The 13,860-nt window shown below is 37.4% G+C and carries 9 protein-coding genes; 5 read left to right on the forward strand and 4 right to left on the reverse strand.

The features are described from left to right. The first annotated feature begins 12 nt into the window (after positions 1-12). Both ACFSAV_RS00650 and dprA read left to right on the forward strand, forming a co-directional pair. A complete protein-coding gene (locus tag ACFSAV_RS00650) occupies positions 13-606 on the forward strand; it encodes a cytochrome c3 family protein (protein ID WP_101775608.1) in 594 nt (197 codons plus the stop codon). A gap of 156 nt (positions 607-762) precedes the next feature. Next, positions 763-1,911 (forward strand): DNA-processing protein DprA, encoded by a 1,149-nt coding sequence (gene dprA, locus ACFSAV_RS00655; RefSeq protein WP_379095030.1) that lies wholly within the window; start codon positions 763-765, stop codon positions 1,909-1,911. A gap of 54 nt (positions 1,912-1,965) precedes the next feature. Here dprA and malQ read toward each other — a convergent pair whose 3' ends face one another. Together malQ and glgP are read right to left on the reverse strand one after the other, a co-directional pair. Beyond that, positions 1,966-4,062, reverse strand: a complete 2,097-nt coding sequence (malQ, locus tag ACFSAV_RS00660; protein WP_379095033.1) for a 4-alpha-glucanotransferase — start codon at positions 4,060-4,062, stop codon at positions 1,966-1,968. Positions 4,063-4,152: 90 nt separating this feature from the next. Then, the gene (gene glgP, locus ACFSAV_RS00665) at positions 4,153-6,543 is read right to left on the reverse strand and encodes a glycogen/starch/alpha-glucan family phosphorylase (RefSeq protein WP_379095036.1); all 2,391 of its coding nucleotides are present in this window, start codon (positions 6,541-6,543) and stop codon (positions 4,153-4,155) included. Positions 6,544-6,777: 234 nt separating this feature from the next. Between glgP and ACFSAV_RS00670 the strand changes: the two genes are divergently transcribed. Both ACFSAV_RS00670 and malT read left to right on the forward strand, forming a co-directional pair. After that, positions 6,778-7,377, forward strand: coding sequence for a hypothetical protein (locus tag ACFSAV_RS00670; RefSeq protein WP_379095039.1), 600 nt, complete (start codon positions 6,778-6,780; stop codon positions 7,375-7,377). Between the two features lie 310 nt (positions 7,378-7,687). Continuing rightward, positions 7,688-10,378, forward strand: coding sequence for an HTH-type transcriptional regulator MalT (gene malT, locus ACFSAV_RS00675; protein WP_379095042.1), 2,691 nt, complete (start codon positions 7,688-7,690; stop codon positions 10,376-10,378). A gap of 91 nt (positions 10,379-10,469) precedes the next feature. Here malT and lptD read toward each other — a convergent pair whose 3' ends face one another. Beyond that, positions 10,470-12,818 (reverse strand): LPS assembly protein LptD, encoded by a 2,349-nt coding sequence (gene lptD, locus ACFSAV_RS00680; protein WP_379095045.1) that lies wholly within the window; start codon positions 12,816-12,818, stop codon positions 10,470-10,472. 61 nt (positions 12,819-12,879) lie between these two features. Then, a complete protein-coding gene (locus ACFSAV_RS00685) occupies positions 12,880-13,431 on the reverse strand; it encodes a DNA-3-methyladenine glycosylase I (protein WP_379095048.1) in 552 nt (183 codons plus the stop codon). 160 nt (positions 13,432-13,591) lie between these two features. Between ACFSAV_RS00685 and ACFSAV_RS00690 the strand changes: the two genes are divergently transcribed. After that, a partial coding sequence (locus ACFSAV_RS00690; protein ID WP_379095051.1) for a transaldolase family protein occupies positions 13,592-13,860 on the forward strand: 269 nt, incomplete at its 3' end.

A 13,860-nucleotide genomic window follows, 5' to 3' on the forward strand; every position in this document is an offset into this window, starting at 1 on the left:
AAGGATTGAATTATGTTGAACTTAATTAAACGCTTTTGGAAATGGTTCCGCACGCCAAGTCGTATTGCGGTAGGAACTTTGATTACTCTCGCTTTTATTGCTGGGATAGTTTCGTGGGTTGGCTTTAACTATGGTATGGAGCAAACAAATACAGAAGAGTTTTGTGTGAGTTGCCATAGTAATGATGTTTATCCAGAATATTTGCATACAGCCCATTACCAAAACCGCAGTGGCGTGAAAGCCACGTGCCCAGATTGTCATGTACCACACGAATTTATTCCAAAAATGATTCGTAAATTACAAGCCAGTCGTGAGGTTTATGCACACCTAATGGGCTATACAGATACTATTGATAAATTTAATTCACGCCGTTTACATATGGCAGAACGTGAATGGGCAAGATTGAAAGCAAATGATTCACAAGAATGTCGTAACTGCCATAATTTTGAAAATATGGATTTCAGTCAACAAAAAACAGTGGCTGAAAAAATGCATAGCTTGGCGGTACAAGAAGGTAAAACCTGTATTGATTGTCATAAAGGTATTGCTCACCAATTACCAGATATGAGCGGCATTGAATCTGGTTTTAGCGTAGAACAAAAATAATTATTTTCCCTCACTTGTTTCTCTCACCTTAATCTGCACCTCTTTGAGTTGCAGATTTTTTTATTTCTCGATCTCATTCACAAATTCATAGAATTAAAATAGAGTAAAAATTGACCGCACTTTACACTCTTTTTCTTTTGTAAAGAGTAAAGTCTGATGGATCAAGTAATTAATCTGTTACTACGCCTTAGTCAAATTCCGCGATTAGGTGCAACACGTATTCAACATTTGTTAACGCAAGTGAATATTGATGATCTGATGCAATATGATACTTACGCTTTAAAACAATTAGGTTGGACAGCACAGCAAATTCGGCGTTGGTTGCAACCAGAAATGAAATACATCGAGCCTGCGTTACGTTGGGCAGAGCAAGCAGGTAATCAAATTGTGCATTATTTGCAACCTCAATATCCTTATTTATTACAGCAAGTTGATGGCGCGCCGCCATTGTTATTTGTGCAAGGGGAGCTTTCAGTGCTGTCACAGCCCCAAGTGGCTATAGTGGGAAGCCGGCATTGCTCCTCCTATGGCGAATATTGGGCAAAACATTTTGCAACAGAGTTAACTTTAGCAAATTTGGTCGTAACGAGTGGATTAGCATTGGGCATTGATGGTTTTTGTCACCAAGCAGTAGTGGATATACAGGGCAAAACTATTGCAGTCTTAGGAAGTGGTTTAGAATATATCTATCCTTATCAACATCGAAATTTAGCCACTACTATTGTGGAATATGGTGGTGTTTTAGTGTCAGAATTTTTACCAAATCAACCACCAATGGCAGAAAATTTTCCACGTCGTAATAGGATTATTAGTGGTTTATCTTTAGGTACGTTAGTCATTGAAGCCAATGAGCGCAGTGGCTCATTAATTACCGCGCGCTATGCGTTAGAACAAAATCGAGATGTTTTTGCCTTACCAAGTCATATTCAAAATGAATGCAGTCGAGGTTGCCATCAATTGATTAAACAAGGTGCACTGTTAGTGGAAAATGTGCAGGATATTTTAGAAAACCTTTCACCATATGGCGTTGATATTTGCACTATGACTGCCACACAATCTTCTCTGCCTTCTTCAACAGAGGTGCCAATGACACCTTTGCTGAGTTCAGCGAATATGAAGCAGGCAGATATCAGTATTGATCCTGCTTATCCAGAACTGTTTGCACAGATTGGTTATAATCCAGTTGGGATTGATGAGTTGGCGCAACAACTGAATTTATCCATAGATAGCTTATTGAGCCAGTTACTGGAGTTGGAACTACAAACGTTGATTGTTACTGAAAATGGATTGTATAGACGCGCTTAAATTTTGCTAAAACTGACCGCACTTTAGCTGGAATAAAGTGCGGCGTTATCTTTATTACTGAGTAGTTGAGCGGTGTCGATTTTTCACTACGGTATTGAGTAGTTGTTGAATATCGTTATCCGCAAAAAGATCGGGAATATCTGCGCTTAAGCGTCTACGCCAGTTAGGATATTGCATACTGGTGCCCGGAATATTGACAGGCTCTGTCATATCCAACCAATCTTCTGGTTGTAAACCAAATAAAGCACTGCTTACTTGGGAAACATAGCTTTGGAGCTGATGATTGAATTTTTTACTGATGTTTGATTCCAGACTTGCATCGATTCCTTCTTCAATCGCTATTTGATTTTCTACTAAACGAGCTAGAATTTTACTTTTTGCTTGCATACGATCACGTTGCAAGATGGCTAAAATGTCAGGATTCGGATAAACGCCATAACGCTGTCCTAATTGAAAATCATAGCCTCGCCAATAGCCATTAATTGTTGGTAAATCGTGAGTACTCAGCGTTGTCATAGCTTGATAAGGATAATCATTTAATGCCCTACTGTGTCCATGTTGATCAAATTCAAAGTAGAAAATTTTATAAGATAAAATCCCTGCATTTTTTAATTTGCTGACAATTTGTTTAGGGACTGTGCCTAAATCTTCGCCAATAATCAAGCATTGATGGCGTTGGCTTTCTAAGGCTAAAATTGCAATTAAGTCATCGACAGGATAAGAGACATAAGCACCATTGACTGCGCTATCACCTTTTTGAATCCACCATAAACGGAGTAATGACATAATATGATCAAGGCGTAATGCGCCACAATGGCGCATGTTAGCGCGGATTAACTCAATAAATGGACGATAGGCTTGTTGTTGTAACACATGTGGATTCATTGGCGTTAATCCCCAATTCTGTCCTTGAGGTCCAAGAATATCGGGTGGCGCACCGACAGAGGCATTTAAACAGTATAAACGCTTTTCTGCCCAAGTTTCCGAACCACTTCCTGTTACTCCTACTGCTAAGTCACGATACATACCAATAGTCATGTCGTGTGCTTTACATAACGCATCACATTCCGCCAGTTGTTCATCCGCAATAAATTGTAACCAAGCATAGAATTGAATTGTTTCTTGATTAGCTTGTTTAAATTGTTGTACCGCGTCTGATGCGTAATTTTGGTATTTTTTATCCCAAAAATCCCAACCCCATTGTTCACTGAAATTTGCCATTAAATGAGCATGGAGGGCATCGAAAGTCGCTTGCACTTGTAAATTTTCACCACCTCGAACTAAGAAATCAGCAAAGGCTTGACGACGCATTGAATTGGCTTTGTGTTGAAAATAAGCAAAAGCAAAACGCAGTCCTTGCAGCTTTAACGGGATAACTTCGGCATAATTGACCCAATCTTCCGAGCGTAATTTTGATAAGCGAGCTTGCACTTCTGTACTGTTAAACCAAGTTTGCGCGTCTTCACTTTGTTGAAATTCAGTTATCTGGTTAATGTCAATATAGGCAATGTTGAGCCATTGGCGTGAAGATGGACTATATGGGCTTGCCGAATCAGGGTTGGCTGGGAATAGGGCATGAATAGGGTTTAATCCAATAAAATCAGCTTGGAATGGGACAAGATGTTGAATGAATTGTTTTAGATCACCAAAATCACCAATTCCCCAGTTTTGTTGAGAACGTAACGTATAGAGTTGCAAGAAGGTTCCCCACAGTTTTTTACCTTGAGTCAATTCTGTTGGTTGATAACAGCGAGTTGGTGCAATAATCAGACTACATTCTGCTTGTTTGTTTGCATAGTGCAAGACTAATTGATGATAGCCTAATGGTAGATTAGCAGGTAGCTGAATAATGTTGTTTTTCACTTTTCCTGTCAACATGCGATGGTTTTCTAACTTTAATACCCACTTACCTTGCAAACGCTGGGTTTTATCTGCCAGTTTTAAGCGGATAAAGTGCGGTCGATTTTCACGAAAAACTTGTACTGGTGGTAAAGGGATGGAAGGGACCGAAATCTGTTCATTGAAAGTCGCTAGAATCGCACTTTTAATTTGTGGTGAAGCGTATTTTTTCAATCCTCTTTCATCAAAAAAATACGGCATGATTCCTGCTTTATTAAAGCGTTTTTCGCGGTTTTTATTGTTATTTTTCATAATACGACCTTATTTTGAGGAATAGAACAGGGAGATATGGTTCATCAGTGAAACGAGATATTCATTTCACTGATGAACGTAAGCAATTGCTTATTTCAACCAAATACGACGTTGATAATCTTGAATCGAGCGATCTGAGCTAAACATTCCTAAGCGTGCGGTATTTAAAATAGCACTGCGTAGCCATGCTGCTTGATTGACATAAGCTTCACCGACTTTTTGCTGGGTAGTGAAGTAGCTGGCAAAATCAGCAAATACTAAGAATGGATCGCGTTCTAACAGGCTTGTTAGCATTAAATCAAACGCCTGTTTATCGCCATTTGACGCTTTGCCACTGGCAAGAAAATCTACTGCACCTTTTAATACGGGATCATTGTTATAGTAAGTTTTAGGATTGTAGCCTTTGGCTAAAAGCTCACGTACACTTTCGACAGTATGGCCAAAGATAAACACGTTTTCTTCACCAACCATCTCGGCAATTTCGACGTTGGCGCCATCTAATGTGCCTAACGTTAATGCACCGTTTAAAGCAAGTTTCATATTGCCTGTACCAGAGGCTTCTTTACCTGCCATCGAAATTTGTTCAGACACATCTGCGGCGGGGATAATTTTTTCCGCTAAACTGACACGATAATCAGGTAAGAACGCGACTTGTAATTTATCTTTCATCGCCTTGTCGTGATTGATAATGTCTGCCACATTATTAATAGCGTGGATAATGTTTTTGGCTAAGTAATAACCCGGTGCAGCTTTGCCAGAGAACACAAACACTCTTGGGGTAAATGCCATATTAGGATTGGCTTTTAATTGCTGATAAGTGGCAATGATATTTAAAAGATTCAAATGTTGACGTTTATATTCATGGAAGCGCTTGATTTGAATATCAAAAATAGCATCCGTATTAACTGTTAAACCAATCGAACGCTGAATTTCATCGGCAAGTACTTGTTTATTATGTTGTTTAATACGGAAATACGCCTGATGGAAACTCGCATCATCAACATACTTCTCCACTTGTTTGAGTAAAGTTAAATCTTTAGTCCAATCGCCTTGTACCGTATCATCAAGTAATTTTGCCAGTTGAGGATTAGCTTGGCGAATCCAACGACGTGGCGTAATGCCATTAGTTACATTACAGAATTTCGTTGGAAACAGCTGGTGATATTCAGGGAACAAATCGGATACGACTAAATTAGAATGAATTTGTGCTACGCCATTGACTGCAAAGCAAGTGACGACACAAAGATTTGCCATGCGCACACGGTAATCAAAAAGAATGGCTAATTTTTCCCAAACTTGTGGATTGTCGCCAAATTGTGCACGTACTTTGTCTTGGAATAAACGGTTGATTTTATCCACAATGACGAAATGACGTGGCAATAATGTTTTGAATAAGCGTTGATCCCACTGCTCTAGGGCTTCAGGTAATAAAGTATGGTTAGTATAGGCAAAGATTTGAGTACAGATAGCCCAAGCTTGTTCCCAGCTTAAATCGTATTCATCTAATAATACGCGCATTAATTCAGGAATAGCTAAGGTTGGATGAGTATCATTTAATTGAATGACTTGGCGTTTGGCTAATTCGTTTAGAGTATAACCTTGGGCAAAATGACGCGCTAAAATATCAGCTACTGAGCAAGCAACATGGAAATATTGTTGCATTAAGCGTAATTTTTGTCCTGCTCTATGATTATCATTTGGATATAACACTTGCGTTAATGCAGCAGCATTCACAATGTGCTTGTCAGCGCTTAAGAATTTTCCATCATTAAACGCATTGAGATCGAAGGATTGATCATTGTCTGCTTGCCATAAACGTAATGGCTGAATCACATTATTCTTATAACCGATAATCGGTAAATCAAAAGCTTTACCTTGAATAGTTAAAACTGGTGTCCATGCATATTTATCGTCTTTTATCTGTTTGATACGGCCACCAAATTGGATGTTTTGTGTTTTACTTGGATTGAATGTTTGCCAAGGATAGTGATCACGCTGCCAAAAATCGCCAGTCTCTTGCTGTTTACCTTGTACAAAAGATTGTTTGAATAAGCCATATTGATAATGTAAACCGTAGCCAGTCGCATTTTGTCCTAAGCTTGCCATAGAATCTAAGAAACAAGCAGCTAAACGTCCTAAGCCACCATTGCCTAATGCCGGATCGCGTTCTTGTTCTAATACATCAGCGATGTCAACATTATATTGCGTCAAATATTGTTTAATTGGTTCGTAGTAGCCTAAGTTCATCAGATTATTGCCTGTTAAGCGACCGATTAAAAACTCCATAGAAAGATAATTGACATGACGTGTTTCATTTTTCGTAACTGGCGCTGTGGCATAAACATAATCCAGTGAACCTTCAGCGAGGACTTGGTACCATTGCTGTAAGGAAAAGTGTTCTGGTGAAGCAACATCAAAAAAATGACAGTATTTTTTCACCGTAGTATCAAATAAATTCAAATTAAATTGGTGGTTTGACATAGAGGCTCCTAAAACAAAAAATCGGTTAAGTTATATTTCATAGCCTTCATTATGTGGTAAGCAAAATAAAGTAACTCCTCCTTAGTTTGAACTTATGAGTATGATGGGGAGGAAGTAACACAAATTACAAGGAGGATAAATGCTAATAGATTGAAATATATTTAAATTTTCTTTATTATTTTTCTGTTTTTGTATAAAAAATTATCAACATAAACGAGTATATAAAAAGTATTTATGACAGATAAACAATTTGCATTTTTACAGCGTTTTTTATTTCTTTTTAATCGCCATAAGAAATGGATTTTTATTCATTGGGGGGTATTTGGTTTTCTTGGCTTATTTTTGTTATTAAATGAAGCAAACCTTATTATCTTTAATGATGCGGGAATAAAATATGCGTCTTATTATGATCTGGCTGTTGAGATTAAAGATAATCGTGTTTATGGAAAGTTAAATCAATATATTGAGGTAAAACACCGTAATAATCATTGCTATACTGCACATTGTGGTTTCCCGAATGAAGGACATTATATCTTATCGGAGTTGCAATTTATAACAGTGAATGGCGAAGATTTTATTAAGAAAATGTGTGTGAAAAATTCAGCTTGTTACCAAAATTTATTTGATGAACATATTGAGGCATATGTTAAAGAACAACGCCGTTATTTGATAGATGAATATAGTCGAATATTTTGGTTGATTATTCTGATGGGCTTTCTTTCTTTTCCTTTTATGCCTTACCAACTTGAGCATGCCAAGCAACGTTATCGTAAAATGCAAGAGGAAGCAGAGTCTTTTCAGGTTAAAATTGAAGAAACGACGATTGAGTTATAAGTATTATTAAGTTAAAAATCAATAACATTTGCAAGAATTACTCGTCGCTTTGTTCAGGTTGTCTTTTCTAGTTTTTTACTTAGACACATACGCATGTATGTGAATCAGACTAGGGTACATGCAGCCTGAAAATGAAGAGATTAATGAAATGATGATAGAATTATAAGGGTTATTATCGATACAAAGGCACATCATAATAAGATGTGCCTTATTTTTTGCTTTTTTCATCTAGATTGATTCTACTCAAATAGAGTGTTAACTTTTATGTTAAACTCTGTCTATTTTATTACCACTACGGTTATCAATAATTATGCTAATACCTTCTAAACTCAGTTGTTCTTATCGTTTACAGAATGCGGTTGAACGCCATCGTTTGTTACAGCTTTTAGATAATGCAGCACAATATCCCTTAGTGTTGATTAGTGCGCCAGCAGGCTATGGTAAAACTACGTTAATTTCCCAGTGGGTAGTAGGACGTGACAATATAGGTTGGTATTCTTTAGATGAAAGTGATAACCAAACTGATCGTTTTGCCGCTTATTTTAATGCGGCACTTTCAAAAGCAATTCAGCAAGAATCACAGCTGACTGATAACGATAGACAGGCCAATTTATTCTCTCTTTTTAATCAATTGCTGATCAAAGTAGCGCATGTATCGACCCATTTCTACTTAGTTATTGATGATTATCATTTGATTGATAATGAAGAGATCCATGAAGGATTAAAATATTGGATTAAACATCAACCCGCCAATATGACATTGGTTTTAATCTCGCGTGCTGTGCCGCCGTTAGGTATTGCTAACTTACGTGTACAAGAGCAATTATTAGAAATTGATATGCACCAACTGCCTTTTACGCATCAAGAAAGCCTTGATTTTTTCCAAGTACGTTTAGGCGAACAATTTTCTGCGCCAGATGCAACCGCACTTTGTGATCAAGTTGAGGGCTGGGCGACAGCTTTGCAATTAGTCAGTTTATCGGCAAAACAGCATAATACCTCATTGCAAGAAGCGGCAAAGCGCATTGCGAAATTAAACAGCTTTCATATTAGCGAATATTTGAATGATGAAGTACTGAGTACGGTAGATAGCGATACCCGTACTTTTATTTTGCAATGCTCGATTTTACGCTCCATGAATGAGAAATTGGTACAGCATTTAACAGGCTGTTTAAATGTGCGTAAACGTTTGGAAGAGCTGGAAAAACAAGGGCTTTTTATTCAACAAATTGATAGCGAGGATAATTGGTGGCGCTTTCATGCATTATTTGCTTCCTTTTTAGCGCAATGTTGTGAAGTCGAATTGCAAGATCAATTAGAAGATTTACATCAACGCGCAGCAGAGGCATGGCTAGAATTAGGCTATACCACAGAGGCCTTATATCATGCTATGCAGTTAAGCGAAAATGAGGTGCTACTGTCAATTTTGCAGCAAAAAGCGTGGAATTTATTTCATCATGGTGAGTTAAAGCTGTTAGAGGAAAGTTTAACTAAACTGGATATGGATAAGCTTATTCAATATCCAAATCTTGTTTTATTAAAAGCATGGCTCGCCCAAAGTCAACATCGCCAATTTGAAGTCAGTGGCATATTTAGTGAGTTTGAGCAAGCACTACAACGCCATAATATACAATTAAGTAAAGAAAATCAGGCAGAGTTTGATGTATTACGTGCACAAGTCGCGATTAATGAGGGAAATGAACGCATAGCATTTGCGTTAGCAACAGACGCGTTAGATGATTTACCAAAGACGGCTTATTATGCCCATATTGTTGCGACATCGGTAATTGGCGAGGCATATCATTGCTTTGGTGATTTAGCTAAAGCGCTAGAAATGCTGCAAAGTGCAGAGAAAATGGCACGTCAACATCATACTTATCACAATATTTTGTGGTCATTATTACAACAATCCGAAATTTTATTAGCACAAGGCTTCTTACAAGCTGCGTACGATATGCTGGATAAAGCCAGTGCCTTTGTGAAAGAAAATCACTTACAAAAAATCCCAATGTATGAATTTTTGTTGTGTCTAAAAGGCAAAATTTTATGGGAATGGTATAGCTTAGAAAGAGCAGAGGCGATGGCAAATGCGGGTATGGCGGTACTACATAAACCAGAAGAAACATTGCAATGTTTAGCCTTATTGAGCAAGATTTCATTGGTACGTGGTGATTTAGATAATGCGCATCGTTTGTTAAAAGAAATCGCAGTGTTACAAACGTTACACCATTATCATGATGATTGGTTAGCGAATGCAGATGAAGCGCGTACTTTATTATGGCAGATGACATCAGATAAAGAAGCCGCGCAAAATTGGTTGCTACAAAATAAAGCGCCTACTACTGATCGTAATCATTTCTCGCAAATTCAATGGCGTAATTTGGCGCGTTCACACATTTTGCTTGAGCAATTTGTGCCAGCACAACATATTTTGGATCAATTAATTGTCACTGCTGAGCAATTTAATTTAACCAGCAGTTTAAACCGTGCGTTGATCTTACGTAATCGATTATATTTTTTACAGAACAATAAAGAATTGGCACAGAAAGATCTAATTGAAGCGTTGCGTTTAAGCCGACAAACGAATTTTATCAGTGCGTTTGTAGTAGAGGGCGATATTATGGCGCAGCAAATTCGCCAGCTGTTACAATTAAATGTGTTAGATGAGTTAGCATTGCATAAAGCACAATTTATTTTACGTAATATTAACCAATATTATCGCCATAAGTTTGCGCATTTTGATGAACAGTTTGTGGCGAAATTATTGCAGAATCCACAAGTGCCTGAATTATTAAAAATCAGTCCATTAACTCAGCGAGAGTGGCAAGTACTTGGTTTAATTTATTCTGGTTATAGTAATGAACAAATTTCCGATGAATTACAAGTGGCAATTACGACGATTAAAACACATATTCGTAATTTATATCAAAAAATTAATGTGGCAAATCGCAGTGAAGCCATTGACTATACGAGAGAGCTACTAAAGTTGATGGGCTATTAAAATTTTACTAAAACAGACCGCACTTTATGTTTGAACAGAGAGAAAGAAAAGGCACTGAAATCAGTGCCTCAATAGATTAAGTTAGTTTCTACTAATAGAGGCTAAATGCTTGTAAATAAGGCAGTTTGCCTCTTTGTAGCATTTTTTCAATATTACCTTTGTGATCATCGCCACCTAAACCGCGTAGCTCAACATTAATTCCAATACTTTTATCATATACAATTTCATTTTCAGCTTGATTTTGGCGGCTAGTGACATTGCGTCTGGCACCGACATTAATTGCCCAACAACAGGTACTGTATTCCACACCTAAATATTGTTCAACGGGTCTTTTCAATGCTAAGTCTTGGTAATGACGCGCCACGATTGCCCAGTTATCAGTTAATTCCCAAGCAATAGTTAAACCAAGCTGTTTAATATCCTGACCATAACGGTTTGCATCAGCAGTTAAGTTCTGGTCAATGTATTCTTGGCTCGCGTAGCGATAAGTTAATTGAATTATGTTATTTCTCACTGGATTATATTCTAAGGTAAAGTTACCTAATGACGATTTGTCTAAACGAGTATCATATTGATAGCTACCTTGCCAGCGCCATTGATCATTAATTTTCCAGTTAGACTCTAGTGACCAAGAGGAAGAACGCCCATAAGTGCTGTTATCTGGATTAGAATCAATACGTGAATCATGCAAATAATAAATTTGCCCCGCAGATAAATTAAAACGTTCTTCGCCAGTTTTGTCATAAAAACGTGTTGTGCCGCCCAGTGTGAATTGATTTGCAGAAGCGATGCGATCTAACCCACTATAACGACGATCGCGGAATAACGCGAAGTAGTCTTGTTGTAATAGCGATGAATCGTAACCAAAACCTAAATAAGCGTTGTTGCGTTTTGAACCAATATGGCTTTGATCTTTGTATGGACGATATAAATATTGAATATGTGGCTCAAGTGTTTGTGTATAACCCTCTAGAAAAGTTTTATTACTTGCCAACACAGTTTGTAAATCGACTTTGATTTGTGGCAATACGCGATTAACCGTGCTTTGTACTTGTTCTGCGTTATCGCTTCTTCCTTTATGCTGTTTATAGTGAGTCGCATAGAGTTTGCTTTCAATATTTAAACTACCATAACGATTTGAAAGTGGCAGATTTAAGCTAGGTTCAAGATGGAAACGCCATGCTGTTGGCATAAGAGCACTGTTATTATCAAAACGAACCGCTTGTGAAAACAATTTAAAGTCCAATAATCCATTGATTAAATTATTCTTATAATAATTGAAATCAATTTGAGGTAGCGCACGATAAGGTCCAATTTCAACCTCATCGAAAATTTGGAATTGTTTTGCTGAAATGGCTAAATTGTAGTTAGGCTGATAATAGGCAATACGTAAATTTTGATCGGCATAGCCATCGGTACTTGAGCCATAAGCAGAATCAAAGTCAGCGAAATAGCGCTTATCGCTCACATGTGTGTAATCTAAATTTAAACGCCAATTTTGTAAGAAACTGGAATTATGTGTCCAATAAAATAGATGGCGTGAGCGATTGTCACTTTGATAATCAATCAGCCGATCTTTGCCTAGATATTCACCTGCAATTTTACCTTGTCCAATTGGGCTTAAATAGCGAAATTCACCATTAAGTTGCCAGCCACGATGTGACATGTATTTAGGCGTAAAAGTTGCATCAAGATTCGTGGCAATATTCCAATAAATTGGCTGTGCATAAAAATAGCCATCGCGGCTAGAGGTACCAAAACTTGGTATTAACAAACCAGAGCGACGGCGATCACCAATAGGAAGTTGTAAATAAGGGGTATAAAAAATTGGCACGTCGTGCACTTTTAAACGAGCATGCCACATTTCCGCATATTCTTGTTGGATATATTGGCGCATTTCTTTTGCTTCAATTGACCAAGAATTATCATCTGTTAAACAAGAAGTGAATACGGCATTTTTCATTAATCGGTAGTCATCACGTAATTCGATTTCTTCTGCTTGCCCACGCCCTTGTCGATCAACCAATTGATATCGGGCTTGTTTAATATTGGTATCCTTATTATTTAAATTGACTTGTGCATCTTGTCCAGTGAGTTGAATTTGATGATCTTGATAATCAAATCCACCACGTACATGCGCAAGGCGTTGCAGCTGATTTTGTGAATTATGTTGAGTGATTTCTGCGCTGCGAGCTTTTAATTGACGATTACCTTGCTGAATATCTACATTACCTTCATAAATTGCGCTTGCTGATTGGGTTAACTGCGCCCGATCTGCTTCAATATACACTGGTAGTTCATTTGGGTTTCCTGTGACTAATTCACCTTTAAAATGAGGCACACCTGCGAGACATTGCGCTTTTAAATCCGCCATACTTGACGTGCTATAAAGTGCACTCAAGATTGCAACAGAAAGTAATGTATAAGAATTCTTTTTCATTGGATAACCGTATTTAAGTCAAAACTGGCTTGATTATACTGGAAAATCAAGTAAAGGCATATTATTTACAGCAACAATCATTCTGGTGATCATTGACTAATCCCATAGATTGCATAAATGCATAACAGGTTATTTCACCGACAAAAACAAAGCCTCGTTTTTTGAGTGCTTTAGACATAGCGCTAGATACGGGTGTTTTCGTTGGTAAACTGGCTAAATTCGGTACATCATTGATTTGTGGTTGGTGATCAACAAATGACCAAATGAAGTCGCTGAAATTTTCACCTTCTTTTTCCATTGCCAGATAGGCCTTTGCATTTCTGACAATGGCTTCTAATTTCGCTCTATGTCGAATTAACCCCGTATTTTGCATTAGACTATCAATATCTTGCATCGTCATTTGGGCAATTTTATTTGGATCAAAATGATAAAAAGCATTACGATAATTTTCGCGTTTCTTGAGCACAGTGACCCAAGATAGCCCTGCTTGTTGTCCTTCTAAACAGATTTTTTCAAATAATTTTAAACTATCATATTCAGGTTTACCCCATTCATTATCATGATAAGCAATATAAATAGGTGAATTATCTACCCAACCACAGCGTTTGTGCATAATGCCTCCTGATGAGAAGTGCGGTCGATTTTTTAAATATTTTAATGCAAGCGTTTGCGTATTGAAATGCAAATGAAAAGATCATGCCATTTTTATGTTGATATGCTATTGTATATAAATTAATAACCTATGAATTGTAACTTAAAATAAGAGGGAAATTATGATTACACAACTTGATTCTCTACGTAATATGACGGTTGTTGTTGCCGATACTGGTGATATCGAAGCAATCAAAACATATCAACCAGAAGATGCCACAACTAATCCATCTTTAATTTTAAGTGCTTCCGCACTGCCACAATATGCCCCTTTAATTGATGAAGCGATTGCCTATGCAAAAGCAAAAAGTGACTGCCCAGAACAACAATTAATCGATGCAGAAGATAAATTAGCCGTGAATATTGGTTTAGAAATCTTAAAAATTGTACC

It is taken from the genome of Pasteurella oralis, assembly GCF_042681465.1.
Classification (GTDB): Bacteria; Pseudomonadota; Gammaproteobacteria; order Enterobacterales; family Pasteurellaceae; genus Pasteurella; species Pasteurella oralis.

Excerpts from the sequence above, each read along its gene's own strand:
- ACFSAV_RS00650 (WP_101775608.1), top strand. The coding sequence starts at position 13 with ATGTTGAACTTAATTAAACGCTTTTGGAAATGGTTCCGCACGCCAAGT.
- dprA (WP_379095030.1), top strand. The coding sequence starts at position 763 with ATGGATCAAGTAATTAATCTGTTACTACGCCTTAGTCAAATTCCGCGA.
- malQ (WP_379095033.1), bottom strand. The coding sequence starts at position 4,062 with ATGAAAAATAACAATAAAAACCGCGAAAAACGCTTTAATAAAGCAGGA.
- glgP (WP_379095036.1), bottom strand. The coding sequence starts at position 6,543 with ATGTCAAACCACCAATTTAATTTGAATTTATTTGATACTACGGTGAAA.
- ACFSAV_RS00670 (WP_379095039.1), top strand. The coding sequence starts at position 6,778 with ATGACAGATAAACAATTTGCATTTTTACAGCGTTTTTTATTTCTTTTT.
- malT (WP_379095042.1), top strand. The coding sequence starts at position 7,688 with ATGCTAATACCTTCTAAACTCAGTTGTTCTTATCGTTTACAGAATGCG.
- lptD (WP_379095045.1), bottom strand. The coding sequence starts at position 12,818 with ATGAAAAAGAATTCTTATACATTACTTTCTGTTGCAATCTTGAGTGCA.
- ACFSAV_RS00685 (WP_379095048.1), bottom strand. The coding sequence starts at position 13,431 with ATGCACAAACGCTGTGGTTGGGTAGATAATTCACCTATTTATATTGCT.